Origin of the sequence: Alcaligenes faecalis, from assembly GCF_002443155.1 — a bacterium.
GTDB classification, from domain to species: domain Bacteria; phylum Pseudomonadota; class Gammaproteobacteria; order Burkholderiales; family Burkholderiaceae_B; genus Alcaligenes; species Alcaligenes faecalis.
Genome location: NZ_CP023667.1, coordinates 4,041,067 through 4,067,268, shown reverse-complemented (window position 1 = coordinate 4,067,268; position 26,202 = coordinate 4,041,067). Strand labels below are relative to the sequence as shown.

General features: G+C 57.8%; 24 protein-coding genes. 9 read left to right on the top strand and 15 right to left on the bottom strand.

Annotated features, from left to right (window positions below; all coding sequences use genetic code 11):
* The first annotated feature begins 21 nt into the window (after nucleotides 1–21).
* Entirely contained in the window at nucleotides 22–942 is a 921-nt protein-coding gene (locus CPY64_RS18870) for a hydroxymethylglutaryl-CoA lyase (protein ID WP_042484594.1), read from the top strand.
* Nucleotides 942–1,409, top strand: a complete 468-nt coding sequence (locus tag CPY64_RS18865; protein WP_026483793.1) for a hypothetical protein — start codon at nucleotides 942–944, stop codon at nucleotides 1,407–1,409. Before CPY64_RS18870 ends, CPY64_RS18865 begins: the two co-directional genes overlap by 1 nt.
* A gap of 217 nt (nucleotides 1,410–1,626) precedes the next feature.
* Here CPY64_RS18865 and CPY64_RS18860 read toward each other — a convergent pair whose 3' ends face one another.
* The 8 genes from CPY64_RS18860 to CPY64_RS18825 form a co-directional block, all read right to left on the bottom strand.
* Nucleotides 1,627–2,643, bottom strand: coding sequence for an amino acid ABC transporter substrate-binding protein (locus CPY64_RS18860; RefSeq protein WP_042484596.1), 1,017 nt, complete (start codon nucleotides 2,641–2,643; stop codon nucleotides 1,627–1,629).
* Between the two features lie 89 nt (nucleotides 2,644–2,732).
* Nucleotides 2,733–4,013, bottom strand: coding sequence for a phenylacetate--CoA ligase family protein (locus CPY64_RS18855; RefSeq protein ID WP_042484598.1), 1,281 nt, complete (start codon nucleotides 4,011–4,013; stop codon nucleotides 2,733–2,735).
* Nucleotides 4,014–4,174: 161 nt separating this feature from the next.
* Nucleotides 4,175–5,008 carry an ABC transporter ATP-binding protein gene (locus CPY64_RS18850; protein WP_042484600.1) on the bottom strand — a complete coding sequence of 278 codons (834 nt, stop codon included), beginning with the start codon at nucleotides 5,006–5,008 and terminating at the stop codon, nucleotides 4,175–4,177.
* Between the two features lie 50 nt (nucleotides 5,009–5,058).
* Nucleotides 5,059–6,327, bottom strand: a complete 1,269-nt coding sequence (locus CPY64_RS18845; RefSeq protein WP_371317302.1) for an ABC transporter substrate-binding protein — start codon at nucleotides 6,325–6,327, stop codon at nucleotides 5,059–5,061.
* A 137-nt stretch (nucleotides 6,328–6,464) separates the two neighbouring features.
* Nucleotides 6,465–7,529, bottom strand: coding sequence for a branched-chain amino acid ABC transporter permease (locus CPY64_RS18840; RefSeq protein WP_042484607.1), 1,065 nt, complete (start codon nucleotides 7,527–7,529; stop codon nucleotides 6,465–6,467).
* A 12-nt stretch (nucleotides 7,530–7,541) separates the two neighbouring features.
* A complete protein-coding gene (locus tag CPY64_RS18835; protein WP_009460134.1) occupies nucleotides 7,542–8,471 on the bottom strand; it encodes a branched-chain amino acid ABC transporter permease in 930 nt (309 codons plus the stop codon).
* An 11-nt stretch (nucleotides 8,472–8,482) separates the two neighbouring features.
* Nucleotides 8,483–9,268, bottom strand: coding sequence for an ABC transporter ATP-binding protein (locus CPY64_RS18830; RefSeq protein WP_009460135.1), 786 nt, complete (start codon nucleotides 9,266–9,268; stop codon nucleotides 8,483–8,485).
* A gap of 14 nt (nucleotides 9,269–9,282) precedes the next feature.
* Nucleotides 9,283–11,250 (bottom strand): AMP-dependent synthetase/ligase, encoded by a 1,968-nt coding sequence (locus CPY64_RS18825; protein WP_042484610.1) that lies wholly within the window; start codon nucleotides 11,248–11,250, stop codon nucleotides 9,283–9,285.
* 175 nt (nucleotides 11,251–11,425) lie between these two features.
* Here CPY64_RS18825 and CPY64_RS18820 point away from each other — a divergent pair, with 175 nt between their 5' ends.
* Nucleotides 11,426–12,112, top strand: coding sequence for a Crp/Fnr family transcriptional regulator (locus CPY64_RS18820; protein ID WP_042484612.1), 687 nt, complete (start codon nucleotides 11,426–11,428; stop codon nucleotides 12,110–12,112).
* Between the two features lie 29 nt (nucleotides 12,113–12,141).
* Here CPY64_RS18820 and CPY64_RS18815 read toward each other — a convergent pair whose 3' ends face one another.
* Both CPY64_RS18815 and CPY64_RS18810 read right to left on the bottom strand, forming a co-directional pair.
* Complete coding sequence (locus CPY64_RS18815; protein ID WP_042484614.1) at nucleotides 12,142–13,110, bottom strand: Bug family tripartite tricarboxylate transporter substrate binding protein; 969 nt, start codon at nucleotides 13,108–13,110, stop codon at nucleotides 12,142–12,144.
* Between the two features lie 134 nt (nucleotides 13,111–13,244).
* Entirely contained in the window at nucleotides 13,245–13,949 is a 705-nt protein-coding gene (locus tag CPY64_RS18810) for a YggS family pyridoxal phosphate-dependent enzyme (RefSeq protein ID WP_042485222.1), read from the bottom strand.
* A gap of 193 nt (nucleotides 13,950–14,142) precedes the next feature.
* On the opposite strand from CPY64_RS18810, the gene CPY64_RS18805 reads away from it, so the two are divergent.
* From CPY64_RS18805 to CPY64_RS18780, 6 genes are all read left to right on the top strand, one after another.
* Nucleotides 14,143–15,432, top strand: coding sequence for a Glu/Leu/Phe/Val family dehydrogenase (locus CPY64_RS18805; protein ID WP_026483801.1), 1,290 nt, complete (start codon nucleotides 14,143–14,145; stop codon nucleotides 15,430–15,432).
* Between the two features lie 158 nt (nucleotides 15,433–15,590).
* Nucleotides 15,591–16,370: an ABC transporter ATP-binding protein gene (locus tag CPY64_RS18800; RefSeq protein WP_042484618.1), complete on the top strand. Its 780-nt coding sequence runs from the start codon at nucleotides 15,591–15,593 to the stop codon at nucleotides 16,368–16,370.
* Between the two features lie 89 nt (nucleotides 16,371–16,459).
* Nucleotides 16,460–17,269: a transporter substrate-binding domain-containing protein gene (locus CPY64_RS18795; RefSeq protein ID WP_042484623.1), complete on the top strand. Its 810-nt coding sequence runs from the start codon at nucleotides 16,460–16,462 to the stop codon at nucleotides 17,267–17,269.
* Nucleotides 17,270–17,287: 18 nt separating this feature from the next.
* Nucleotides 17,288–18,001, top strand: a complete 714-nt coding sequence (locus CPY64_RS18790; RefSeq protein ID WP_009460152.1) for an ABC transporter permease — start codon at nucleotides 17,288–17,290, stop codon at nucleotides 17,999–18,001.
* Entirely contained in the window at nucleotides 17,998–18,681 is a 684-nt protein-coding gene (locus CPY64_RS18785; protein ID WP_080723747.1) for an ABC transporter permease, read from the top strand. The genes CPY64_RS18790 and CPY64_RS18785 overlap by 4 nt, the downstream gene beginning before the upstream one ends.
* 63 nt (nucleotides 18,682–18,744) lie before the next feature.
* Nucleotides 18,745–19,734, top strand: a complete 990-nt coding sequence (locus CPY64_RS18780; protein ID WP_042484627.1) for an asparaginase — start codon at nucleotides 18,745–18,747, stop codon at nucleotides 19,732–19,734.
* A gap of 7 nt (nucleotides 19,735–19,741) precedes the next feature.
* Here the strand turns inward: CPY64_RS18780 and CPY64_RS18775 are convergent, their stop codons facing one another.
* From CPY64_RS18775 to CPY64_RS18755, 5 genes are all read right to left on the bottom strand, one after another.
* Nucleotides 19,742–20,668: a pseudouridine synthase gene (locus CPY64_RS18775; protein WP_042485228.1), complete on the bottom strand. Its 927-nt coding sequence runs from the start codon at nucleotides 20,666–20,668 to the stop codon at nucleotides 19,742–19,744.
* A 109-nt stretch (nucleotides 20,669–20,777) separates the two neighbouring features.
* Nucleotides 20,778–23,396 (bottom strand): TRAP transporter permease, encoded by a 2,619-nt coding sequence (locus tag CPY64_RS18770; protein WP_096917433.1) that lies wholly within the window; start codon nucleotides 23,394–23,396, stop codon nucleotides 20,778–20,780.
* Between the two features lie 216 nt (nucleotides 23,397–23,612).
* Nucleotides 23,613–24,611, bottom strand: coding sequence for a TAXI family TRAP transporter solute-binding subunit (locus CPY64_RS18765; protein ID WP_096917411.1), 999 nt, complete (start codon nucleotides 24,609–24,611; stop codon nucleotides 23,613–23,615).
* Between the two features lie 56 nt (nucleotides 24,612–24,667).
* Nucleotides 24,668–25,564, bottom strand: a complete 897-nt coding sequence (locus tag CPY64_RS18760) for a MurR/RpiR family transcriptional regulator (protein WP_042484636.1) — start codon at nucleotides 25,562–25,564, stop codon at nucleotides 24,668–24,670.
* A gap of 156 nt (nucleotides 25,565–25,720) precedes the next feature.
* Nucleotides 25,721–25,999 (bottom strand): acylphosphatase, encoded by a 279-nt coding sequence (locus CPY64_RS18755; RefSeq protein WP_042484640.1) that lies wholly within the window; start codon nucleotides 25,997–25,999, stop codon nucleotides 25,721–25,723.
* Nucleotides 26,000–26,202 lie beyond the last annotated feature (203 nt).

The window sequence follows — 26,202 nt, the reverse complement described above, 5'->3', positions numbered from 1 at the left end:
CCCTTACCTTCAGGAAACTTCATGTCATACCCCTCGCGCGTCAAGATTGTGGAGGTCGGCCCTCGGGACGGCCTGCAGAACGAAAAAGAATTCATCCCTACCGACATCAAGGTCGAGCTGGTCAACCGCTTGTCCCACGCCGGTTTTGTGAACGTGGAAGCCGCTTCCTTTGTATCGCCCAAATGGGTGCCACAAATGGCAGACGGCGCGGAAGTGATGGCTTCCATTGACCGTCGCCCCGGCACGATCTATTCAGTTCTGACACCCAATATGCGTGGTTTTGAAGGCGCCCTGGCTGCCAAGGCCGACGAAGTGGTGATCTTCGCCGCTGCCAGCGAAGCATTTTCGCAGCGCAATATCAATTGCAGCATTGAAGAATCGCTGGAGCGCTTTGCCCCCGTTGCCCAGGCCGCCAAAGAAGCCGGCATGCGCCTGCGCGGCTCCATCAGTTGCTCGTTCGGCTGTCCCTATGAAGGTGCTGTGGCGCCGTCCAATGTGCTGAAAGTAGGCAAACGCCTGATCGAGCTGGGCTGTGACGAGATCGACGTGGCCGACACCATCGGTGTGGGCACGGCCCGTCAGGTCTACGAAGTCATGCGCATGGTGACCGAGCACATTGACCCCATTCATGTGTCCGGCCACTTCCACGACACCTATGGCCAGGCCATCGCCAATATTGTGGCTTCCATGCAGGCTGGCATTCATATTTTCCACAGTTCCGTGGCCGGTCTGGGCGGCTGCCCCTACGCCAAGGGCGCCACCGGCAACGTCGCCACCGAAGACGTGCTGTTCCTGATGCAGGGCCTGGATATTGAAACCGGCATTGATCTGAACGCCGTGGTGGACACGGGCCAATGGATTTCGGCTCACCTGAAGCGCAAATCGGCCAGCAATGCCGGTAACGCCCTGGCCGCCCGCAAGCAAGGGGCCGCCGCGTGCTGATGAGCCAAGCTCCCTCGAAAGAGGAAATTGATGCCATGTTGAAGGACCTGGGCACGCTTCCCATTCAAGGCCGTTCCTGGCCCAAATGGGTAGCGGCCAGCGCCTGGATTGTGCTGGCCCTGATCGGCGTGCGTTTCGCGCTGGTGGCCAGCTCCCCGCAAGGCGCCGCCATCAGCCCCGTTCTGGCGGGCTGTCTGGTCCTGCTGTTTACCGGCCTGATTCTGATTGCCTGGCACATGTGGCACGGCGTCACCACGATTGACCAGAATGGCATACGCCAGAACTGGATCATGAAGCGGGAAGTGCAATGGCAAGATATTCACTTTGCCAAATTCGTGCCGCTATTCAACTCCAAGCGCCTGATCTGCTTTACCCGGCGTGGTCGCCCTGTGATTTTTCAAGGTGCCACGCAGGACCTGCAAGTGGCCTTTGCCAAAATTTCGTTAGTGTTGCGGCGCAAGAGCTAAGTCTCCCATCTGAGAACCGTGCACTGCAGTTAGGCATACTATGCATTGCAGTGTTCCCATCTAAAGCGATACCTACACCAACGGTGCAGGGGAGCCCACATCGCCAGGGGACAACAAGCAATAAGTACATCAACGTCATAGCCCTCAGATCGATCAGTCAATAAAAAAGCAGCTCTCTTTGAGAGCTGCTTTTTGCATATCGCGAATCCCGAAAGGATTAACGAATAGGCAGACCGTAGATCAAGCCACCGTCGATCCACAAAGCGTTCAAACCACGTTCGATTTGCAGCGGGCTACCTTTACCCACGTTGCGCTCGAAGGACTCGCCGTAGTTACCGACCTGCTTGATGATGTTGTAAGCCCATTTTTCGTCCAGACCCAAGTTTTTACCGGCACCGGGAGTCACACCCAGCAGACGCTGGATGTTGGGGTTGTTGCTCTTGAGCTTCTCGTCCACATTGGCCGCTGTCACATCCAGTTCTTCAGCATTGAAGCTGGCCTGGATGGACCATTTCACAATGTTCAGCCAGGCATCATCGCCCTGACGGACGAATGGGCCCAGTGGCTCTTTGGAAATGATTTCAGGCAGCACCAGGTAGTCGTCCGGATTTTCCATTTTGGAGATACGAATCGAAGCCAGGCCCGATGCATCAGTAGAGAACACGTCACAGCGGCCAGCCACGAAGGCGTTGACCACTTCGTTGAACTGTTCGATCACCACAGGCTTGTACTCAACCTTGTTGGCGCGAGCCCAGTCAGCCATGGTGTTTTCGTTGGACGTGCCTGTCTGCATGCAAACCGTGGCGCCGTTCAATTCCTTGGCGCTGGAAACGCCCAGTTTCTTGGACACCAGGAAGCCCTGGCCGTCGTAGAAGTTGATACCTGCATGGATAGCGCCGACCGCGGTATCGCGCTGCTGGGTCACGGTGGTGTTACGGGCCAACAGGTCAATTTCGCCCGACTGCAGGGCCGTAAAGCGCTGCTGCGAGTTCAAGGGTACGGCCTTGAATTTGCTGGCGTCGCCCAGAGTGGCAGCGGCGACCGAACGACATACGTCGATATCCAGACCGGTCCAGTTACCCTTGTCATCAGGGGCAGAAAAACCGGCAAAGCCGGTGGTCACGCCACACAGCACGTGGCCGCGCTGTTTGACATTGTCCAGGGTGGCGGCCTGGGCAGCAGGCATGCTGGCCATCAAGGCCAGGACTACAGCAGAAACTGGCACAAAGCGCATCGGGCTCTCCTCAAAGATATAGGTATTGACTATTTTCCAGCATAGTACCGCAGCCCGACTGCTACTTGTGTGCATATCTACATGGCTAATTAATCGTAGCTGCGTTGGTCCTCGATGACTTTACCATCCCGAGGCAAGGCGCCTGGCTCCACAAATTCCACCTGTGCACGCAGTTTGGTGATTTCACGAATCGAGTCGGCCAATACGCTTTCCAGACCCTCAGGCCTGGAGGCAACTTCCACCTGAAACACCATCTGATCCTGGCCGCTGGCACCACGCACCACCAGACGAGCCTGGCCCAGCTCCTTGTGACGCAGACGAATCTGCTCCACCTGCCCCGGATGCACAAACATGCCGCGCACCTTGGTCGTCTGGTCAGCACGCCCCATCCAGCCGCGTATACGCTGGTTGGTACGACCACAAGGAGACTGGCCGGGCATGACAGCAGACAAGTCGCCTGTGCCAAACCGCACCAGCGGATAGTCGGGGTTAAAAGAGGTCACGACCACCTCGCCCACTTCGCCCGGCGCAACCGGCTGGCCTGTGCCGGGACGCACAATTTCCAGAATCAGGTTTTCATTGAGCACCAAGCCTTCGCGGGCCTGGGTTTCATAGGCAATCATGCCCAGATCGGCACTGCCATAGGCCTGGTAGCCTGCTACGCCGTGCTCGCTGAACCACTTTTGCAAAGAAGGCGGGTAGGCTTCGCCGGAGAACAAGGCCTTGCTCAGCCCTGGCAGCGCAATCTGCATGGACTGGGCTTTTTCCATGATGATCTTCAAAAAACTGGGGGTGCCGGTATAACCATGCGGGCGCAAATCGGCCATGGCCTGTACTTGCTGCTCGGTTTGACCCACACCGCCCGGAAACACCGTGCAATCCAGGGCATGTGCGGCGGTTTCCATCATGGAGCCAGCCGGGGTGAAATGGTAGGAGAAGCAGTTGAAAATCAGTTCTTCGCGGCGGAAACCGGCCGCGTACAGCGCACGTGCAAAACCCCAATAGTCCGGGCGACGGCTTTCAGGCTCGTACATGGGACCGGGCGAGGCAAACACTTTGCGGGTCGCACCCCAGGCAATGGAGGAAAAGCCCCCGAATACGGACTGCGCGTAATCAGCCGATGGCCCGCCCGAGCGAGCCTGTTCGCGCGCTTCCAGCTGGGCTTTCAGCAGCTCGCTTTTACGAAACACCGGGATGGCCAGCAGATCCTCGCGGCTGCGCACGGCGGCCAGATCCACCGAACCCAGTTGCTTGGCAATCGCGGGGGCCCCTTTCGCGGCCGCTTGCAAGACCTGCGGTAAACGGGACATCAAATCGGCTTCGCGCTCCTCCGGCTCCAGGGTTTCGCGCTCGTCGTAATATTCGCTCATCTCTCCTCCAGTGGGATGAATTGGCATTCAAACACTCCCGCGCCCAGCCGACGTTCTGTCCGCAGACAGACAGGTGTCGATACCAAGCTCTGCTACCACACCCCGTGTAGCCAGAAGCTGTCCAAAACTAAAAATGTCAAAGGGGGTCAGGGGTGGCGGAGTTACGCCAACCAGCGCTTGCGCCGTCGATAAAATTTATTGTCGCGAAAGCTCTTGCGCTCGCCCCCGGACACACCCAGATAGAACTCCTTGACGTCTTCGTTCTCGGCCAAGGCCTTGGAGGGTCCATCCATCATGACGCGGCCGTTTTCCAGGATGTAGCCGTAGTCGGCATACTTCAGGGCCACGTTGGTGTTTTGCTCGGCCAACAAGAAGCTGACGCGCTCGCGCTGATTCAGGTCACGCACGATCTCGAAAATTTCTTCCACCACCTGCGGTGCCAGGCCCATGGAGGGTTCATCCAGCAAGATCATGCCCGGGTCGGCCATCAAGGCACGGCCAATGGCACACATTTGCTGCTCCCCGCCCGAGGTATAGCCGGCCTGACTGGTACGGCGCTGCTTCAGACGCGGAAAATACTGGTACACCTTGTCCAGCTCGGCGCTTAAATCGCCGCGTGACAAGGTACGGGTATAAGCCCCGGTCAGCAGATTCTCTTCAATGCTCAAGTGCGCAAAACAGTGGCGCCCTTCCATCACCTGCACCACGCCGCGCTTAACCAGATCAGCCGGAGTCAGTTGGTCAATACGTTCGCCACGCAGATGGATCTGGCCTTTGGTCACATCGCCGCGCTCGGCACGCAGCAAGTTCGATACGGCCCGCAAGGTCGTGGTTTTACCGGCACCGTTGGCGCCCAGCAAGGCAACAATCCGCCCTTCCGGCACGCGCAAGGACACACCCTTGAGCACCAGAATGACGTGGTTGTAAATCACTTCGATGCCATTGACGTCCAGCAAGATGGGCGTCTCATCCACTTGGCCTACGGTCTCACTCATAATCTTCCCCACGCAATGCAGTGCCCAGGGCGAACCCTGGGCGCCTGGGTTTAGCCTTCGCAGGTGCGAGGCGTAATTTTCTTCTCGGCGGCGTATTTGGCCGACATTTCCTTGACTAAAGGATCAACGTATTTCTTGTCGGACTGATACCAGTCGGACACGACTTCAAACTTGCTGCCGTCCCACTGCACGATACGGGCCCAGTCATCGCCCATGTGGTTGTTGCAGGAGGTTTTGACGGGACGCATGATGCCTTCAAAGCCCAGCTCTTTCAGACGAGCTTCGTCCAGGTTCAGGTTCTCGAAACCCCAGCGCACTTGCTCGGGGGTCATGTGCTGACCTTTACCGAACTTCTCTTGTGCGGTGCGAATCGCTTCAACCTGCATCATGGAAATCATCATGCCGCGGGTGTGAGCCAGCGTGCCGACGTACTTGTCACCGTTTTCAGCGCCTTTGCCTTTGGCGTGCATCTCGCGCACAGCGTCATGCACTGGACCGTCCTCGGCACTGTTGTGAATGGTGATGCCCTTGTAGCCCTTGGCGGTCTGACCCAGATCGACCACATCGCTCTCGGACGCTGCCCACCAGATACCGTAGATCTTGTCGCGTGGGTAACCCACAGCCTGAGCTTCACGAATAGCGGTGGGCGTCATGATCCCGGCGCTCCACAGCAGGACGAAGTCAGGACGGTTCTTGCGCACTTGCAGCCAGGTGGATTTTTGTTCCACGCCAGGAGCGGTTACCGGGTACAGATCCAGCTTGAAGCCTTGCTCTTTGGCACGTGCCTGCAACAGGGCGATAGGCTCTTTACCGTAAGGCGAGTCGTGGTAGACCAGAGCAATGCGTTGATCTTTCAGCTTGTCCTCGCCCACTTGCTTGGCGATGTCCTGGATCATGACGTCAGCCGCCGTCCAGTAGGTGCCCAGCAGCGGGAAGTTCCACTCGAACACCGCACCGTTAGCCGAGTGCGACAGGCCGTAGCCCATGGTTTCAATGGTCACGCCATCGACAAAGGCCTTGTCGGTCAGCGCGAACGTAATGCCTGTGGACTGGGTATCAAAACCCGAAGCGCCGCCGTTCTTGCCTTTCATGCGCTCGTAGCACTCGACGCCGCGGTCTGTGGCATACGCGGTTTCACACTCCTCGTACACCAGCTTGACACCATTGACACCGCCGTCACGTTCATTGACCAAAGCCAGATAGTCCAGCTTGCCGTCCGCCCATGGGATACCCAGTGGGGCAAAGGAGCCGGTGCGGTAGGTCAGCAGGGGAATGTACTGTTCCTCGGCTGCCACAGCGGCTGTACTCATGGTCAACATTGCAGCGCAAGCACTCAAACCGAGCACAGCGCGTTTCAGTCGTGTTGTCATCTCCTGGTCCTCCGATAAGTACCATTTGTCTAAGTACCCCGTCCCGATTGGCGGGGCTGTTGTTGTAATGAACTGCCTACCTGCTATTAATGGGGGAAGGGCCACAAACGCAGCTTTTCCTTACCAATACTCCAGAGTCGAGCCAAACCGTGCGGCTCCACAATCAAGAAAAATACGATCAGGGCACCGAATACCATATGTTCAATGTGCGAGGCGGTATCCACCCCGATGGACACGCCAAACCAGTGCGGCACGTTGGTCAGGAACACGGGCAGCAAGACCATGAAAGCAGCGCCAAAGAAGCTGCCCACAATCGAGCCCAGACCACCGATGATGACGATGAACAGCAACTGCAAGGAGCGGTTCAGGTCAAAAGCCAGCGGTTCCCAGGAGCCCAGGTGCACAAAGGCCCACAAGGCACCGGCCACACCGATGATGAAGGAGCTGACGGCAAAGGCCGTGAGCTTGGCGTAAACCGGGCGAATACCAATCACCTCAGCGGCCACGTCCATGTCACGAATCGCCATCCATTGACGGCCAATTGCGCCACGCACCAGGTTTTTGGCCAACAAGGCAAACACCACCACAAAGATCAGTACGAACAAGTACTTCTGCATGGGAGTTTGAACTGGCAAGCCAAAGGCGCTCAAGGCAGGCACCGACACGTTGCCCGAGGGCGAGTAGTTCGTGAAGAAGGCAATACGCAGGAAAGCCCAATCCACAAAGAACTGCGCGGCCAGGGTCGTGACAGCCAGGTACAAGCCACGGATACGCAAGCTGGGGATACCGAAGGCCACGCCTACCAAGGTGGCAAACACACCGCCCAGCAGGATCTGAAACACCAGCGGTAATTCAGGGATGCGGACACCAAAGTTCCAGGCGGCATAAGCGCCCACGGCCATGAAGGCACCCGAACCGATGGAAATCTGGCCGCAATAGCCCACCAGAATGTTCAGGCCAATCGCTGCCAGGGACAGGATCAGAAAGGGGATCAGAATGGCTTGCAGGAAGTAGTTGGATGCCATGGCTGGCACCAGCAAGAATGCCACCAGCAACAAGCCCAACACCACATAGCGATCCTGGCGGATGGGAAAAATCTGCTGGTCAGCCCGATAGCTGCTTTTGAACTGACCATTTTCGCGGTAAATCATATCGACTCCACCTCAGACGCGATCAATAATCTTCTCGCCGAACAGACCTTGTGGTCGGAACAGCAGGAACACCAGGGCCAGCACATAAGCAAACCAGATCTCGATGCCGCCACCTACATAAGGGCCCAGGTACACCTCGGACACCTTCTCGCCCACACCGATAATCAGGCCGCCCACAATGGCACCAGGCACCGAGGTCAAACCACCCAGAATCACGACCGGCAAGGCGCGCAGCGCTGCGGTCGACAAGGTGAACTGCACCCCATATTTGGAGCCCCAAATAATCCCGGCGACCAGGGCTACCAAACCGGCCACGGTCCAGACCACGACCCAGATACGGTTCAAGGGAATACCAATGGATTGCGCTGCCTGGTGATCGTCCGCCACCGCCCGCAGTGCACGGCCCACGCTGGTGTATTGGAAGAAGATGGCCAGGGCCACCACCAGCAAGGCCGCCACCACGGCCGAGCTCAGGTCTTCCAGGCTAACCAGCACGCCGCCTTCAAACATGGACTCCAGAATGAAGGCCGGATCTTTGGGCATGCCCACATCAATGGAGTACACGGAGCTGCCAAATACAATCTGGCCCAAGCCATCGAGCAGGTAACTGATACCGATGGTGGCCATCAGCAAGGTCGTACCTTCCTGGTTGACCAGATAACGCAATACCCAGCGTTCAATGACGACAGCCAGCACAAACATCAAAATGGCCGAGACAATAAACGCCAGCACATTGCCCAGGATGCCCGGCTCCATGCCCAGCAACTGCGGAATCCACTGGGATAGACGGGCCATGGCCAATGCAGCCACCAGCACCATTGCGCCCTGTGCAAAGTTAAAGACACCCGATGCTTTGAAGATCAGCACAAAGCCCAGCGCGACCAGGGCGTACAACATCCCGCTCATCAGCCCGCCCAGCAAGGTTTCAAGAAAAAATGCCATGTCCGTTCCCCTCAATGGCCAGCGCCAAGATAGGCGCGAATGACGTCCGGGTTTTGTCGTACTTCGTCCGGTACTCCGTCACCAATTTTCTTGCCATAGTCCAGGACCACCACGCGGTCCGAAATATCCATGACCACGCCCATATCGTGTTCAATCAAAACAATCGTGGTGCCGTACTCTTCGTTCACATCCAGAATGAAACGGCACATATCCTGCTTTTCTTCGATGTTCATGCCCGCCATGGGCTCATCAAGCAGCAGAATGCTCGGTTGCATCGCCAGCGCCCGACCCAGGTCAACCCGCTTTTGCAGGCCGTAAGGCAGGCGTCCTACCGGCGTTTTGCGGTAGGCCTGGATCTCCAGGAAGTCGATGATGCCTTCCACGTATTCACGGTTACGAATCTCTTCACGCTCGGCACCACCCAGTCGGAAAGCCTGGGCAAACACCCCGCTTTTCATGTGCAGATTGCGGCCGGTCATGATGTTGTCCAGCACACTCATGCCCTTGAACAGAGCCAGGTTCTGGAAAGTACGGGCAATGCCCTGCTCGGCGGTGTGACGCGAGTTCATGCGGGCATAACTCTGGTCACGCAAGACAATCTCGCCTTGTTGTGGTGCATACACGCCGTTGATGACGTTCAGCATGGAGCTTTTGCCTGCGCCGTTCGGGCCAATGATGGAGCGGATCTCGTGTTCACGAATGTTGAACGAGATGTCGGTCAGTGCCTTCACACCACCAAAGGACAGCGAAATATTCTTCAAATCCAGTACCACTGGGCCAATGCGACGGCCCGGCATTTGCGCCTCACTCATCATGCGCTCCTTGCTGCTGCGTCAGTCATGCGCTCAATGTGCAGGTCTGCTGAAATGCGCCCGCTGCGCCCATCCTCAAACTTCACTTCTGTCTCCACAAACTGCCTGTCCAAACCGTTGAACAGGGCGTCGACCAGAACCTTGTACTTTTGCGCGATAAAGCCGCGACGTACCTTGCGGGTACGGGTCAATTCATCGTCATCCGGGTCCAGCTCTTTATGCAGAATCAGGAAGGCGCTGATACGCGAGCCAGCCAGCTTGGGATCGTTGGCCAGATCAGCATTGACCTGCGCCACGCAATCGCGAATCAAGGCATAGACCTCGGGTTTGCCGGCCAGATCGGTATAACCGGCATAAGGCAGGTTGCGACGCTCGGCCCAGTTGCCCACGGCTTCCAGATCAATATTGATAAAGGCACATACCTCTTCCTGACCATCGCCAAAAGCCACGGCTTCCTTGATGAAGGGGAAGAACTTGAGCTTGTTCTCGATGTACTTGGGTGCAAACAAGGAGCCATCGGCCAGTTTGCCCACGTCCTTGGCACGGTCGATGATCTTTAGCTGACCATCGGTGTCCAGATAACCGGCATCGCCCGTGTGATACCAGCCGTCCTCGGTAAAGGACTCGGCGGTGGACTCGGGATTGCGGTAGTACTCCTTGAACAAACCGGGGCTGCGCACCTGAATTTCACCGTTATCGGCCACGCGGATTTCCACGCCTTTCACAGGTGGGCCCACGGTGTCGGCACGCACATGGCCGTCTTCCTGCACGCAAACGAAGACCGAGGTTTCAGTCGCGCCGTACAACTGCTTCAGGTTGATGCCAATGGAGCGGTAAAAATCGAACAGGTCGGGGCCAATAGCTTCGCCGGCGGTATAAGCCACACGCACGCGGCTCATGCCCAGGGCATTACGCAAGGGGCCGTAAATCAGGATATTGCCCAGGCCATAGCACAGGCGATCCCACATCCCCACGCCAGGGCGCTTGTCCAGAATCTGCACACCCACACGATGGGCCAGGGACATGAAACGCTTGTATAAGGCGCGCTTCAGGGCACCGGCATCTTCCATGCGGATAGTCACTTGCGTGAGCAAGCCTTCCAGCACGCGGGGAGGCGCAAAATAATAGGTTGGGCCAATATCGTGCAGGTCGATGGAGACGGTTTCGGGCGACTCGGGGTGATTCACCGTAAAGCCTGTGACCAGGAACTGCGTGTAGGAAAACATGTTCTGCCCGATCCAGGCGGGAGGCAGGTAAGCCAGCACTTCCTCGGCATCGGTCAGCGATTCCAGTTCCTGAATGGCCAGGCCACGATCCACCAGCGCGCCGTGGGTCAAGACCACGCCCTTGGGCTTGCCAGTGGTACCGGAGGTGTAGAACATGGCGGCAGCATGGTCAGGCGTGATGGCCTTCCAGATACGACGCACACAGTCCGGATCACGCGCCAACTGCAAGCGCCCCTGCTCCATGACCTGTTCGATGTATTGCAGCTGTTCTTGCTGATAATTGCGCAGACCGCGTGGGTCGTCATAGATCAGCGCATCCAGATCGGGGCACTGATCCCAGACTTCCAGCAACTTGTCGACCTGCTCCTGGTCCTCGACCACGGCCACGCGTATGCTGGCATCCAGCAATACATGCAGCATCTCTTGGGCCACTGCATCCTGATACAGCGGCACGGGCACGGCGCCCAGCATCTGGGCCGCCATCATGGCCAGGTACAAGCGCGGGCGGTTTTCACCGATCACCGCAACGTGCTGACCGTCCTTGACACCCAGCCCGGCCAGGCCCGCAGCCAGTTGCTCGGCCTGTTCAGCCAGCTCCTGCCACGTCCAGGTCTGCCAGATTCCCAGGTCTTTTTCGCGCATGGCAACTTTGTTGCCGCGCACCTGGGCATGGTGTTCTATCCAGGCTGGGAAGGTGCCGGGTAACCCCGCTACCTGCTCTTTATCCATCCGCACAACCATGTCTCCTCCGAATTTTCCCGGCTTGTTATGGTCCAGGAGGCTGCTTATGATTGCGGCAGAAGGCTGATGTTCTGCCTTCAAGCTATTTGCAGCCTGTTAATAATCAAGTTATCGGCTGCCCGTCCCGAAGATTGTCACGGACATGACATTCGACCTTTATCGAGGGTTAATCCTCATGCATGTTGTAGATGCTTTATCGGAGCGAGCCGCCTGGTTTCGCTTGTTGACACCCGAGCTGCAAGAGCGTGTCCGCCGCGACACACTGATCACCGCATACGAGGCCGGTGCCATCGTCGAACGCAAGGGAGAACGTGCCACTGCCTGGATTGGTGTGCTCTCGGGTTTGCTCAAAGTGTCGGTGGGAAATTCCGAAGGGAAGATTGCCTCCATGACAGGGGTACCTGCCGGTGGCTGGATAGGCGAAGGCTCCTTGCTGAAAAACGAAGAACGCAAATACGATGTGGTCGCCTTGCGCGACTGCCAGGTGGCCCGCTTGCCCGCCCACAGTTTTAACGATTTGCTGGACCAGAGCATTGCTTTCAACCGCTACCTCCTGCATCAGCTCAATGAACGTGTGGCGCAATTTATCGGCAAGGCGGAATACAACAGCCTGTCTACCCCCGATGCCCGCGTGGCACGTTGTCTGGCAGAGCTGTTCAACCCGCTGCTCTACCCCGGAAAAGGTCTGCGCCTGGACATTACCCAGGAAGAAATCGGCTACCTGGCACGTGTGTCGCGCCAGCGTGCCAACCAGGCCCTGCGCCAACTGGAAAACGAAGGGCTGTTGCTGATCAAATACGGTGGTGTCCAGGTACTGGACCTGGACGGCCTGAAACGTTACGGCGATGAGTATGCCGCCTGATTATGCGGCCACTGTGGACCGCATGAACGTCAATCCATACGGATGCCCGCACGCTCGATAACCGTGGCCCATTCAGCGCGTTCACGCTGGGCGTAGGCCTGGAATTCGTCGGGCGTCATGGGCATGGGTTCTACCCCCATGTCGCGGATACGCTGGTCCAGTTCAGGCGTTTTCAGGGCCTGCATCAAGTCCTGGCTCAAGCGCTGACGGGCAGCTTCGTCCATCTTGGGTGGGCCCACCAAACCTTGCCAGGCATAGGCGTAGAAGTCGGCAATACCGGCCTCGGCCATGGTTGGCACATCCGGCAAAAGACTGCTGCGCTCGGGCGTGGCAACGGCTAAGACCCGCAATTTGCCTGCCTTGATATTGGACAGTGCGGCGGCGGAATCCACAAAGGACATATCCACCTGTCCACCCAGCAAATCCTGAATGGCGGGCGCGGCACCCTTGTAGGGCACGTGCACAATCCTGGTGTCCGTGCGCTGCTTGAACATCTCCAGCGCCAGATGGTGGGGCGAGCCACTACCGGCCGATGAGGACGTCAGTTTTTCAGGCTGTTTACGAGCCGCTTCCAGCAAATCGGCCACCGTCTTGTAGGGAGACTCCTGTGGCACCGCCAACATCAAGGGGAAACGGGCCAGACCCCCCACATAGGTGAAGGCTGCCGGGTCGTATTGCAGCTTGCTGTACAAGGAGGAATTGAATGCCAGGGTGCCCGAATCGGCGGTTCCCACCGTGTAGCCATCCGGTTTGGCATTACTGACATACGTGGCGCCAATAATGGTGGCAGCACCTGGCTTGTTTTCCACAATCAAGGTCTGGCCCAGGCTGCTTTCCAGCTGCTTGGCCACTAAACGGGCAATCACGTCTGAACCACCGCCTGCGGGATAAGGCACTACCCAGGTGACGGCAGACTGGGGCCAGTCTGCTGCCATCGCCGTTCCTGTCAGGCTGGCGCTTAGCAACAGCACACCGGCTCCAAAGTTCTTCCAATGCATGATGTCTCCTCCATGCGTGTAGACAGCGCTTTTGGCGCTGTTTTTTTTAAGTATTAAGCATCCCGTGCGGGATGCGCAGAGACATTATGCGCGGACAGCCCTGTGCAGGGCATTAGTAACGATGCTGATATCGATTAGCGGTATTCGCGTGCGCCAAACAGGGCCGAGCCGACCCGAACTTCGGTGGAGCCTTCCTGAATCGCCAGCTCGAAATCCCCGCTCATGCCCATGGACAGGCCTTGCAACTGTTCATGGCCCAGCTCCACCAGACGATCGCGCCACTGGCGCAAAGTCGCAAAGCAGGCACGTACCGCCTGAGGGTCTTCGCTATTGACGGCCATGGTCATCAGACCCCGCACTTTCAGGGTATCCAGCGAACGCAGGGACTGCATGAAAGCCGGCAACTCCTCGGGTGCCAGCCCAAACTTGCTGGGCTCAGGCGAAGTCTTGACCTGGATCAGCACATCCAGGCTGCGCTGCTCGGTTTGCAGGTGCCGATCCAGGGCCTGGGCCAGCGACAAACGGTCCAAAGACTGTACTTCGCTGGCCAAGCGTGCAATATCTTTGGCCTTATTGCTCTGCAGATGGCCTATCATCACCCACTGCACCGCGCGATCGGCCAGCTCGGCCTGCTTGTCCCGAATCTCCTGAACCTTGTTCTCACCCATTCGCGACAGGCCCAAATCCAGAGCTTGCGCCAGCACGGGCACAGGAAAGGTTTTGCTTACCGGTAAAAGAGCCACCGCATCCGCAGGGCGGCCGGCCTGCAAGCAAGCCTGTTCGATACGTTGGCGCAATTGCGCCAAGCGACCAGAAAGGGAAGAGTCAGAAGAAGCCATCAATGCACCAGCACCCAGATAAAACCATCGCAAACGCTGCAAACACAACAGCGGCCATTTCCGATAGCATAACTGTTGCACACGGCCACCGCTAAGCCAATCCACAGCGTGTTTGCCAGGTTCTGCGTCTGTGCGCATTTTGCGTCTTCACTGTGTACTCGTATCCCGTTTCCCCAACCTTATCGAGGAGCTCATGACAGATCGTCCCACCCATGCTTTGCCGTCATACCTGAACGCCGACGACGTCGGCCCGTGGGGTATTTATCTCGAACAAGTGGAGCGAGTCACTCCGTATCTGGGCAAATTGTCCCGATGGGTTGAAACACTCAAGCGCCCCAAGCGCACGCTGATTGTCGACGTACCCATTGAACTGGATAACGGCACCGTGGCCCACTTTGAGGGCTATCGCGTTCAGCACAATACTTCCCGTGGCCCAGGCAAGGGCGGCGTGCGCTACCACCAGGACGTCACCCTGTCCGAGGTGATGGCCCTGGCTGCCTGGATGTCGATCAAATCGGCTGCCGTGAACCTGCCCTTTGGCGGTGCCAAGGGCGGTATTCGTATTGACCCGCGCAACCATTCCCAGGCCGAACTGGAGCGCATCACCCGCCGCTACACCAGCGAGATTGGTGTGATCATCGGCCCCAACAAGGACATTCCTGCACCGGATGTGAACACCAACGCCCAGACCATGGCCTGGATGATGGACACCTACTCCATGAACGTGGGCGGGACCAGCACCGGCGTAGTCACCGGCAAGCCGGTGTCCCTGGGCGGTAGTCTTGGCCGTGTGGAAGCCACTGGCCGCGGCGTGTATACCGTGGGTTGTGAAGCGGCCCGCGACGCCGGTATCGACCTGAATGGCGCCCGCGTCATTGTGCAAGGCTTCGGTAACGTGGGTGGTACCGCCGCCCGCCTGTTCCAGGAGGCCGGCGCCAAGGTGCTGGCCGTACAGGATCACACCGGCACGGTGTACAACCCCAACGGTCTGGACGTGCTGGCCTTGCTGAACCACATGGAGCAGCACAAAGGTCTGGCCGGGGCACCCAATGCCGAGGCCATTTCCAACGAAGACTTCTGGCATATTGAAACCGATCTACTGATCCCGGCCGCGCTGGAAGGCCAGATCAACAAGAACAATGCCGACCGCATCCGCGCCCGCATTGTGATCGAAGGCGCCAATGGCCCCACCACCCCCGAAGCCGACGACATCCTGAACGACAAGGGCGTGACCATTGTTCCGGACGTGGTGGCCAACGCCGGTGGCGTGACCGTGTCCTACTTCGAGTGGGTCCAGGATTTCTCCAGCTTTTTCTGGACCGAGGACGAAATCAACAACCGTCTGGAAATGATGATGCGCTCGGCCTACACCACGGTGGCGGCGGTTGCCAAAGAGCACAACGTCACCTTGCGTACGGCTGCCTTTATTGTGGGTTGCGCCCGCATTCTGGAATCTCGTCAGGTACGCGGCCTGTATCCCTAAGCTCGTAAGGCGGCGTACTCGGTTTATGCCGCTTTTTATGAGCAAAATACAGCGCTTGTGCAAAAAAAACAGGGGGAAAGCGGTAGAATCGGGCATCCAGGATATGACACCCGTATGAAACCCTTACCCCCTTTCTCTTTGACCGCAAGGACGTTGCTGTGAATACCAATGACCTGAACGCGGCGGTCCAGGTACGCGACATCCACAAACGCTTTGGCACCAACGAGGTGCTCAAGGGCATTTCCCTGCAAGCTCACAAGGGCGATGTGCTCTCCATTATTGGAGCCTCCGGCTCGGGCAAAAGTACCCTGCTGCGCTGCATTAACCACCTGGTCGTCCCCGATCAGGGCGAAATCCAGATCGGTAATGACATTTTGCGCAGCCATCGCAATCGCAAGGGCATTTGCCAGACGGACAACCCGCGCCTGCTGGAACAAGTCCGCGCCCGCTTGGGAATGGTGTTTCAGAACTTCAATCTGTGGTCGCACCGCACGGTACTGCAAAACGTCACCGAAGGCCCCATCCACGTCAAAGGCCGCCCGGCCCGTGAAGCGGCTGAATACGCCCGCGAACTGCTGGGCAAGGTAGGCCTGAGCAATAAATGCGATGCTTACCCGGCCGAGCTGTCCGGCGGCCAGCAGCAGCGCGTGGCCATTGCCCGTGCCCTGGCCATGGACCCGGATGTCCTGCTGTTTGACGAACCGACTTCGGCGCTGGACCCGGAAATGGTGGGCGAAGTGCTGCGTGTGATTCGCCAGCTGGCCCAGGAAGGCCGCACCATGATCCTGGTCACCCACGAAATGAATTTTGCGCGTGACGTGTCTTCCGAGACCATTTTCATGCACAACGGCCTGATTGAAGAACGTGGCCACCCCAAAGACCTGTTCGATAGGCCACAATCCGAACGTCTACAGCAGTTTCTACAACCAATGCAGTAAGATCATCGCTTCGTGAATACGACACAGGCTGGAAAACCAGCAGGGCCAATACGGCCCTCACCAGCCTTTCCACAAAGGAGAGCCAGACCATGAGTTTCCTCAGCAAGACCCTGATCTGTGCCAGCCTGGCCCTGTTGGGCTCCCAGGCTGCAATGGCAGACACCCTGAAAATCGGTACCGAAGGTGGTTACCCACCATGGAGCATGGTGGACGCAGCCGGTAAGGTCACCGGCTTTGACGCCGACGTGGGCGCTGCCCTGTGCAAAGAGCTGAACAGCGACTGCAAATTCATCGTGCAAGCCTTTGACAGCCTGATCCCTTCGCTGGATGCTAAGCGCTTTGACCTGATCATCTCGGGCATGTCCTACACCCCCGAGCGTGCCAAACGCGTGAACTTCAGTATTCCTTACGCTGTTGAGGACGCCATTTTCGTTCTGCCCAAGAACAGCGATCTGGTTGGCGCGGACAACGAACAAGCTATTTTTGATGGCCTGGCTGGCAAAACCATTGGCGTTCAAGGTGGCACCACTCACGGCGCTTTCCTGGCCAAGAAAGCCCCCAAGACCACCATCAAGAACTACGAAACTCTGGACCAGATGCAAATCGATCTGGACGCCGGTCGTCTGAACGGCACCTTTGCCGATCTGACCTCCCAGTCCAAGTTCCTGCATAAAGTCGGCGAGGACAACTTTGCCCTGTCCAAGCTGGTCATCAAAGGCTCTTCCGACCCTGAAACTCTGGGTTATGGCATTGCCGTCGGTATTCACAAAGACAATGCAGAACTGAAAGCCAAGGTTGACGCTGCCCTGTGCAAGCTGATCGACGATGGCACCGTCAAGACCGCCAGCGAAAAGTGGTTTGACATCGACATCGCCAACTACGAGATCTGCAAGAAATAAGTCGAGAAGTACCACTTGATGCTAGAGACCATTTTTAATGTGCTGCGCGAAGGCTGGGGCTGGATGTTCCTTCGCGGAGCAGCAATGACCTTGCTGATCTCCGTTTTGGGCATGGCCCTTGGCGTAGTCATTGGGATTACAGGAGCCAGCATCAAGACCAACGGGCCACGCTGGCTGCGTGGCCCCGTTAGCCTGTACACCACGGTTGTTCGCAGTATCCCCGAGCTGCTCATCATCTACCTGCTGTTCTTTGGCTCGGTCCAGGTCGTCTCCGACCTGGCCGATTTCATGCGCATGGAAGATGTGATGACGCGCTGGTTCCCCGCGCTGGTTGGCATTCTGGCCATCGGCCTGATTGCAGGCTCTTACAGCGTGGAAGTGTTTCGCGGTGCCTTGCAAGCCATTCCCGAAGGCCAGATCGAGGCCGCTAAAGCCATTGGCATGTCCCCCTGGCAGCGCCTGCGCCGCATTATCCTGCCGCAAATGTTCTGGTACGCCCTGCCCGGCGCCAATAACGTCTGGCAAACCGCATTGAAAGACACGGCCCTGATCTCCCTGGTGGGTCTGGTCGAGATCATGCGTGCGGCTACCCTGGGTGCCGCCAACACGCGCGAACCCATGGCCATGTACCTGATTGCGGGCGTGCTTTATTTTCTGATTGGTGCCTGTAGTCAGGCCCTGTTTTTGCTGGCCGAACGCTACACCGGCAAAGGCATGAGAGCCCAGGCATGATTGATCTGGAATTATTCAATACGACCGTCGAAACCCTGTTCAAAGGGTTTGGCATGAGCGTGTATATCGGCCTGTGGGGCATTGTGCTGTCGCTGCTCATCGGCCTGTCACTGGCCCTGATGCGCCAGTCTCATAGTCGCATTTTGCGCAGCTTCGCCTTTAGCTACAGCACCGTATTTCGCGGTACCCCGCTGCTGGTGCAGTTGTTCCTGCTGTACTACGGCGTCGGCACCCTGGGCTTTGTCAAAGAGTCACCCGCTCTGTGGTGGCTATTTAGCGATGGCATGCGCTGTGCGATTCTGGCCATTGGCCTCAATAGTGGCGCCTACGTCAGTGAAGTTTTCCGGGGTGGTTTTCAGGCTGTGCCGGTTGGCCAGATCGAAGCGGCCAAATCCATCGGCATGTCCGCCTGGATGCGCTTTCGTCGCGTGGCGTTTCCTTTGGCGATTCGTCAGGCCTTGCCCGCGTACAGTAATGAAATTGTGCTGGCTATTAAAGGCACCAGCCTGGCCTCGACCATTGCCGTCATGGACCTGACCGGCCATGCCAAACGCTTGATGAACCAGAACTACGCCATCATCGAGACCTTTGTTATTGCAGGTCTGTTGTACCTGCTGATCAACTTTACCCTGCTGTCGGTGGTGCACCTGATCGAGCGCTGGTTGAAAGTTCGCCGCTAAACCGGCCTTATCCCAGACTCTCCGCACCCCCTGACGCAACAACTGGACGCGGAGCACTCTCACATGCCAATACGCCCCAAACTGGCTCTGGTGGGCACCGGCGGCACGATTGCCGCCACCACCCAGTCCAATACTGGCCTGACCGATTACGACATCACCCAGGGCGTGCACACGCTGCTGCAAGCCGTGCCCGGCATTAATGAACTAGCCGATCTGGAATGCCATCAGGTGTTCAATGTGGACAGCCGGGCCATGGGCTCGCTGATGTTGCTGGAGCTGTCCCACAAGCTCAATGAACTGCTGGCTCGGCCGGACATCAACGGCGCAGTAGTGACACACGGCACCGATACGCTGGAAGAAAGCGCTTTTTTCCTGCATCTGACCCTGAAAACCGACAAGCCCGTAGTCATGGTAGCTGCCATGCGCCCGGCCTCGGCCCTGAGCGCAGACGGTCCGCTGAATCTGTATCAAGCCGTGCAAGTAGCCTGCTCTTCGCTAGCACAGGATCAGGGCGTGCTGGTGCTGCTCAACGACCAGATACACAGCGCCCGTTTCCTGAGCAAGCAACACACCACCCTGACCAGCGCCTTCGGCTCACCCGATGCCGGTCCACTGGGTCTGGTTGCAGGCGGCCAGCCGCGTTTCATGATGCGCTGCCTGCTGCCCCACACGCACAGCAGCCTGTTCGATGTGCGCTCCTTGCACAGCTTGCCTAAAGTTCAGATCTTTTACGATCACCCGGATACGCTGGCGGAACTGTATCGCCACGCAGCACAAAGCGGTGTGCAAGGCATTGTGGTGGCGGCAACCGGCAACGGCAGCCTGACCCCCGGAGCGCTGGAAGGCGTCAGCCGGGCGCACCGACTGGGAGTGGTCTGCGTGCGGGCCTCTCGTATCCATGCAGGGCCAGTGACCGACAGCGCTTACGATGAAGACCATCACACCATCGCCGCGCATTATCTGCCCGCGCAAAAAGCCCGAATCTTGTTGATGCTGTGTCTGGCCAGCAAGCTGGAACACGAGGAAATCGAGGGTATTTTCCGCGATTACTAAGGCAACCCTAGGCAAGCTCCAGCTGACGCTGACTGCTAAAGCGCCGTGGCTGACCCGTTAAAGGGTCTACAAAAGCAATATGCCGTGCCAGTAACTGCAAGGGCTGGCTGAAGTCGTCCGCTTCGCGCTCCGGCAGCAGTTCGGGATAAAACACATCATTGATGATAGGCGCCCCCAGACTGCTCAGATGCACCCGCAGCTGGTGTTTGCGGCCACTATGAGGGCGCAAGCGATACAGTGCCAAATGCTGCCCTTGCCCATTGTGCCACTGGCGCTCACACAGAATTTCAGTACTGCTGTTTGGCTCGCCCGCGACCTCTTCCATCACGAAACGGCCCGGCACTTCCTTCATGCAGCTGCTGTACACCAGCCCATTTGCCAGTTTGTCCTGAAACGGTGCGACGGCTTCATATTCCTTCTCGATCCCGCCCTGCTGAAACAAGGACTGGTAGGCCCCGCGAGCCGCTGGGTCACGGCAGAACAGCAAGATACCCGCCGTTTCCCTGTCCAGCCTATGGATGGGGCTGATGCCATCCTCTGCAAAGTCCCGGCGCAGACGAGTCAGCGCAGTTTCATACAAGTAGCGCCCGCCCGGCGTTGTCGCCAGAAAATGCGGCTTGTCCACCGCAATCAGACGATCATCCGCGTACAGAACAGGCATCTCGAAAGGCACGACCGCTTCGTTCTCCACCATGCGGAAATACCACAGCCAACGATCAGGCTGATAGCTGGAGCCTGGCTGCTGCGGCACGCCGTTCTGATCCAGAATATCGCCCCGCGCCAGGCGCTCTCGCAATACGTCCGGGTCCATATGTGGAAAGCGCTCCAGGAGGAAAGCGTCCAGCGATGTCCAGGGGCCGCGCGGGCACCATACTTTGCTGGGACTGACCCCATTACGCGAGGGTACGGGTGGAGCGTTACTGATCGGTGTCATGACAAAAGCCAAACAGAAAACGGCCCGCTGGCGCAGCGGGCCTGAAATCCAGGGCCATCAGTGTACTACCAGCCGCCACAGGGGCGGCTGGCTCTTGCCATCATTGCAATCAGGTTTGGGCCGTACCGTGCGGCGGCAAAGCGCGCCGCATGCGCACACCCTGCCTTGTCCACAACCAGATCAAGATCAGGAAGGCAGGAACAAACACCCAGAACTCGGAAGGACGATCGGGGTGCGGCACCTTCACCTGCTGGATATCCCAGCCCTGCTCCCATCCGGCCCTGCGCGCCGAGCTGCCAAAGGCAACCGACGCCACTTGCGCCGTGTCCCCAAAAGCCATGACCGTCAGACCTGCCAAGGACAGGCGCTTGCTGGCCGCGGCCAGACCCGTAGCCTGATCCCCTTCCGGCAAGGCAGGCAGGGACACGGCAACTGTTTTCTGCAAATCCTTGCCTTCCAGGTTCATCCCGGCCAGTTGCACCACCAGATTGCCCCCGTCGGGGGTGCTCTGCACCACCTGCATCAACTCGGAGGCAGGACGACTTTGGTATTTCTCGCTGACATGGTCCATGAACCAGTCCGGACGGAACAGCATGAACGTGACCAGCAACAGCAGGATCGTCTCCAGCCAGCTGGTTTTGATACGCAACCAGCCCATTGTTGCTGCCGCAAATGCCAAAGAGGCCACGGTTGCGCCCACCACGACCAGGACCAACTCCCAGGCACTGTGTATGCCGATCAACAAGAGCATGGGGTTGAAGATGAACATGAAGGGCAGCACCGCCGTACGCATCGCATAAGTGACGCCCTGCACCCCGGTCTTGATCGGGTCCTCACCTGAAATGGCAGCGGCCGCAAAGGTCGCCAGCCCCACCGGCGGCGTAATATCCGCCATGATCCCGTAATAGAACACGAACATATGGACGGCAATCAGCGGGATCACCATTCCGCTTTGCGCCCCCAGCTCCACCACGACGGGAGCCATCAGCGTCGCCATCAGAATGTAGTTGGCGGTGGTGGGCATGCCCAAACCCAAAACCAGACACACAGCAGCCGTAAAGAACAGCATCACCAGCACATTGCCCATGGAGACCAGCTCCACAAAGGCCGTCATGCGCAGGCCCAGACCGGTCAGGGTAATGGCTCCCACAATCAGGCCAGCGGTCCCGCAGGCAATCCCGATGCCCACCATATTGCGGGCACCTTCCTGCAGTCCTGTCCATACCTCGCTGACACCCTGGCGCAGCGGCTGAGCCGTTGCCTGCTTGCGAAACCAGGCGATGATGGGGCGCTGCGTGGCCATCTGAAACAACATGGCCACTACCGCCCAGAAAGCCGACAGACCGGCGGACATGACCTCGACGGTCAGGCACCAGACCAAAATGCCGATTGGAATCAGGAAATACAAACCGGCACGGACGGTAGGCCACGGCTCGGGGCGCACCGGCGTGTTCACATTAATGTCGGTGGGCAGATCTTCGTGGTCCGCGGCCACTTTCAGCAAAAACACATACAGCACCAGCAGCAAAAGCAGCAAAATCCAGATCGCTGCCTCACCGGCTACGGCCTGCACGCCGACACCTATCCAGTAGACCAGCCCCATCACAATCAAGGTGCCGGCCGTGCCCATGCCCCACCCTGCCAGTTTCTGCGTAAAGGTCTTGGGCTTGCCAGAGGCCATCATGGGTTGAATACCCAGCTTCAGCGCTTCCAGGTGCACGATATAAAACAGTGCGATGTATGAAATGACTGCAGGCAGCAGGGCATGACGAATGATGTCGGTGTAAGGGATGCCGACGTATTCAATCATCAAAAAGGCAGCCGCCCCCATGACAGGCGGCATGATCTGACCATTGACGGACGAGGCTGTTTCAATCGCCCCGGCCCGAATACCGCCGTAGCCCGCTTTTTTCATCAGGGGAATGGTGAAAATACCGCCCGTCACCACATTGGCAACGGAAGAAGCCGACACAATCCCGTTCACGGCCGAGGAGACCACAGCCACTTTGGCTGGCCCACCCCGCAAATGTCCCAGCAAGGCAAACGAGACCTGCATCATGTAATTGCCCGCCCCACAGCGATCCAGCAAGGAGCCAAGCAGTACAAAAATAAAGATGTACGAGACCGAAACGCCCAGCGCAACCCCGTACACGCCCTCCGTGGTCAGCCACATATGCGAGACCAGGCGCTGCAAGGAGGCGCCCCGGTGAGACAAGGCATCAGGCAGCCAGGGCCCCAGAAAAATATAGGCAATAAACACAATCGCCAGCACCGCCATGGGCGCGCCCAACGAGCGCCGCGTCGCCTCCAGCAGCAACACCAGGCCCATACTGGCCACCACCACATCCATCGTGGTGGGGATACCGGGGCGCGTCGCCAGCTCTTTATAGAAAAAGAACAAATACGAGCCGCAAAAGGCCGCAATCAGAGCCAAGAGCCAGTCATGAATCGGAATTCTGTCCCGTGCGGACTGCTTGCGGGCAGGGAAAGCCAGATAAGCCAGGAACATGGCGATGCCCAAATGCAGGGCTCGCGCTTCAGTGTCATTGAAAATGCCCAGATTCAGGGCAAACGGCAGCGGAGAGGCATACCAAAGCTGAAACAAGGACCAGCCTATTGCAGCCAAAAACAAAACCATACCTGCGGCACCTGCCACAGAACGGCCACCACGATCGACATCGGCAACCAGTTTTTCCAGTTCAGCCGTTTCATCCTGTGTCAGGGCCATGTCCGGCCCCGCTTTTTTATGTTCTTGTTGTGTCATTTACATTCGTCTCCAGGAAAACCTGGCATAGAGCACCGGCACCGCCGACACCGCCGGCAAAGCACCCGATCTACCTGGGCTGATTCGCCCAGGTCCTCCAGACCAGAGGCAAGGCCACAGCTATGGCCATGGCACTTGCGGCCAGGCTGGCACAGCCAACCTGGTGTCAATCAGACTGTCTTACAGCAGCCCTTTTTCCTTGAAGTACTTTTCAGCCCCTTTGTGCAAAGGAGCAGACAGGCCGTTTTTGACCATGTCCTCTTTCTTCAGATTCGCCAATGCAGGATGCAGACGCTTGAAGTCATCAAAGTTGTCGAACACTGCCTTGACGACGTTGTAGACGGACTCTTCGGGCACATCCTCGGACGTCACAAAGGTCGCCAGAACGCCATAGGTCTGAACGTCGTCAGGATTATTGGGGTACAGGCCGCCGGGAATCGCAACCTTGGCGTAGTAGGGATAAGTCTCGACCAGCTTGTCCACCGCAGGACCGGTCAGAGGCACCAGCTTGGCACCGCAAGAGGTGGTGGGATCCTGAATATTGGCCGAGGGATGGCCTACGCCATAGATAAAGCCGTCAATCTTGCCATCACACAGTGCCGGGCCGTGCTCGTCCGGGCGCAGCTCCGAGGCCAGCGAGAAAAAGCTGTTATCCAGCCCCATGGCCTGCAGCAACTGATCCATAGAGGCGCGCGTGCCCGAACCCGGATTGCCTACGTTAAAACGCTTGCCCTTGAAGTCGTCAAACTTGCTGACATTGGCCTCTTTGCGAGACAGCACCGTAAAGGGCTCCGGATGAATGGAGAATACCGAGCGTAGCTTCTTGTAAGCCCCGCCATCCTTGAATTGGCCTTCACCGTTGTACGCGTTGTAGCCCACATCAGACTGCACCACGCCCAGGTCCAGCTCGCCCGCCTTGATGGTGTTGACGTTAAAGACCGAACCGCCCGTGGATTCCACCGAGCAACGCACACCGTCAGTACCCCGATCCTTATTGACCAGACGGCAAATCGCGCCACCCGCCGCGTAATACACCCCGGTCACACCACCCGTCCCGATACTGACAAACTTCTGCTGGGCGCTGGCAGGCAAGGGGCTGAGCAACATGGCGCACATGGCCGCTGTTGCACTCAGCGCCCATACCGTTTTCTTGCCTGTTTTTTTGCTAATGTGTTCCATCTTTGTGTCTCCCATGGGGGTCTCCCCTGTTTGTATAGCCGGTAAGACCGGTTTCTTTACGTAGACGGAGCGGAACCAACCGCTTCGTCCTGTTGCCAATAAACTCCCTGACTTCGAAATGAAGACTCCAGCTGCGCCAGGCGCTGCACCACCGTCTTGCCACCCAAGGTGGCAATTCGTGCCAACAAATGCTCGGCAACCGTGACGGTGCCCACTAGAGAATGAAAAAAACTGGCCGCTGGTTGCTCGCTGGTCTGCGCATCAAACAACAAGACATGCTCGGCTCCCTGCGCCACCGGAGAGAGCACGCTGTCCGTTATGGCGACCACGGTAATGCCACGCTGCACCGCCTGCTGCACACTATTGACCACGGCTTTCACATACGGGGTCTGGCTGATCACAAGCAGCACCCCCCCGCTGTCCAGACCCGCTTCCAGTTCCAGAAACAAGTCCACCGCCCGGTTCAGCAAGACGCCATTACCGCGTATCAATTGATACGCATAATGCATCTGGAACGCACAGGCAAAGCTCACTCCCAAACCCATGAAACCCACTTTGGAAGCACCCAGAATCGCCTGGGCACAAGCGTCCAGAACGCTGACCGAATTGAGCCGCAGGACAGACTCCAGGGCCATCTCCTGTTGCTCCCCCAAGTACCGTGTTTGTTGCTCTGAAGCCCGGTTGCCTTGCAAATTCTGGGCCCGCGCTGCCATCGTGCCGCCATTGCGATGCAAAGCCTGCTGAAACGGCTCACGAAAGCAGTCATAGCTTTCATAGCCCGCCGCCTTGGCCAGACGCAGCATGGTTGCCGGAGCAACGGACAACTCCTGCGCCTGTTTGCGCATGGACCACAGGCTGACTTCAACCGGGTGGCGCTCCACCCATTGAGCAGCGCGACGCAACTCGGGCGTCAGGCCAGGCAAGATACGCTGCAAACGCAACAAGGGCTCCATTTGTCGTCCTACTCAGACCTCAACACAATAAAACGCATGTTAATCTGGAGAACGTCAAAAAAAACAAATGTTTTCCTAGGGTTTGCCCGCAAATAACTATAATTATTTCTTTTTGGGGGCAGGCCCACTCAGTGCTGACACCGCCGTTCGCGCTTGTTAGCGAATCTCAAAAAAATCGTACCGCTTATCGGTATAAGAGCGCTGTATATCCACGTGTTCAACCACCGCCTGTTCCGGGCCGATATACAGCCAGCTCACCATACGATCTATGGCATCGGCACTGCCTTGCAACAGCAGCTCAACCGAACCATCACCGGCATTGCTGACCCAGCCTTTGACGCCATACAAATGAGCATGGCGCAAGGCACTGGCTCGAAACCCGACGCCCTGCACCCGCCCCTTAACACACACCTCTACCGTTTCACAATCCGCCATTAACCTGCTCCTGCTATTTATCCCCGAAATACGGCACCCATCCGCCCCACATCTCGATATTCAGTTAAATTAGTCACATCATTGTTGCATGACCGCACCCGCCCCTGATTACCTGCTTTGCGCAGCTATTACCCTATGAATTTGCCCCGCCTTTTTACTCTATCGCTGCGCAGGGCAATATACATGCTAGGCATGCTGGTCGC

What these genes read in the sequence shown, in the direction of transcription:
- CPY64_RS18755 (WP_042484640.1), bottom strand. Translation starts at nt 25,999, where the DNA reads ATGGCGGATTGTGAAACGGTAGAGGTGTGTGTTAAGGGGCGGGTGCAG.
- CPY64_RS18820 (WP_042484612.1), top strand. Translation starts at nt 11,426, where the DNA reads ATGCATGTTGTAGATGCTTTATCGGAGCGAGCCGCCTGGTTTCGCTTG.
- CPY64_RS18780 (WP_042484627.1), top strand. Translation starts at nt 18,745, where the DNA reads ATGCCAATACGCCCCAAACTGGCTCTGGTGGGCACCGGCGGCACGATT.
- CPY64_RS18760 (WP_042484636.1), bottom strand. Translation starts at nt 25,564, where the DNA reads ATGGAGCCCTTGTTGCGTTTGCAGCGTATCTTGCCTGGCCTGACGCCC.
- CPY64_RS18810 (WP_042485222.1), bottom strand. Translation starts at nt 13,949, where the DNA reads ATGGCTTCTTCTGACTCTTCCCTTTCTGGTCGCTTGGCGCAATTGCGC.
- CPY64_RS18845 (WP_371317302.1), bottom strand. Translation starts at nt 6,327, where the DNA reads ATGTTGACCATGAGTACAGCCGCTGTGGCAGCCGAGGAACAGTACATT.
- CPY64_RS18865 (WP_026483793.1), top strand. Translation starts at nt 942, where the DNA reads ATGAGCCAAGCTCCCTCGAAAGAGGAAATTGATGCCATGTTGAAGGAC.
- CPY64_RS18815 (WP_042484614.1), bottom strand. Translation starts at nt 13,110, where the DNA reads ATGCATTGGAAGAACTTTGGAGCCGGTGTGCTGTTGCTAAGCGCCAGC.
- CPY64_RS18850 (WP_042484600.1), bottom strand. Translation starts at nt 5,008, where the DNA reads ATGAGTGAGACCGTAGGCCAAGTGGATGAGACGCCCATCTTGCTGGAC.
- CPY64_RS18870 (WP_042484594.1), top strand. Translation starts at nt 22, where the DNA reads ATGTCATACCCCTCGCGCGTCAAGATTGTGGAGGTCGGCCCTCGGGAC.
- CPY64_RS18790 (WP_009460152.1), top strand. Translation starts at nt 17,288, where the DNA reads ATGCTAGAGACCATTTTTAATGTGCTGCGCGAAGGCTGGGGCTGGATG.
- CPY64_RS18770 (WP_096917433.1), bottom strand. Translation starts at nt 23,396, where the DNA reads ATGGCCCTGACACAGGATGAAACGGCTGAACTGGAAAAACTGGTTGCC.
- CPY64_RS18785 (WP_080723747.1), top strand. Translation starts at nt 17,998, where the DNA reads ATGATTGATCTGGAATTATTCAATACGACCGTCGAAACCCTGTTCAAA.
- CPY64_RS18835 (WP_009460134.1), bottom strand. Translation starts at nt 8,471, where the DNA reads ATGGCATTTTTTCTTGAAACCTTGCTGGGCGGGCTGATGAGCGGGATG.
- CPY64_RS18765 (WP_096917411.1), bottom strand. Translation starts at nt 24,611, where the DNA reads ATGGAACACATTAGCAAAAAAACAGGCAAGAAAACGGTATGGGCGCTG.
- CPY64_RS18840 (WP_042484607.1), bottom strand. Translation starts at nt 7,529, where the DNA reads ATGATTTACCGCGAAAATGGTCAGTTCAAAAGCAGCTATCGGGCTGAC.
- CPY64_RS18855 (WP_042484598.1), bottom strand. Translation starts at nt 4,013, where the DNA reads ATGAGCGAATATTACGACGAGCGCGAAACCCTGGAGCCGGAGGAGCGC.
- CPY64_RS18805 (WP_026483801.1), top strand. Translation starts at nt 14,143, where the DNA reads ATGACAGATCGTCCCACCCATGCTTTGCCGTCATACCTGAACGCCGAC.
- CPY64_RS18775 (WP_042485228.1), bottom strand. Translation starts at nt 20,668, where the DNA reads ATGACACCGATCAGTAACGCTCCACCCGTACCCTCGCGTAATGGGGTC.
- CPY64_RS18795 (WP_042484623.1), top strand. Translation starts at nt 16,460, where the DNA reads ATGAGTTTCCTCAGCAAGACCCTGATCTGTGCCAGCCTGGCCCTGTTG.
- CPY64_RS18825 (WP_042484610.1), bottom strand. Translation starts at nt 11,250, where the DNA reads ATGGTTGTGCGGATGGATAAAGAGCAGGTAGCGGGGTTACCCGGCACC.
- CPY64_RS18830 (WP_009460135.1), bottom strand. Translation starts at nt 9,268, where the DNA reads ATGCCGGGCCGTCGCATTGGCCCAGTGGTACTGGATTTGAAGAATATT.
- CPY64_RS18860 (WP_042484596.1), bottom strand. Translation starts at nt 2,643, where the DNA reads ATGCGCTTTGTGCCAGTTTCTGCTGTAGTCCTGGCCTTGATGGCCAGC.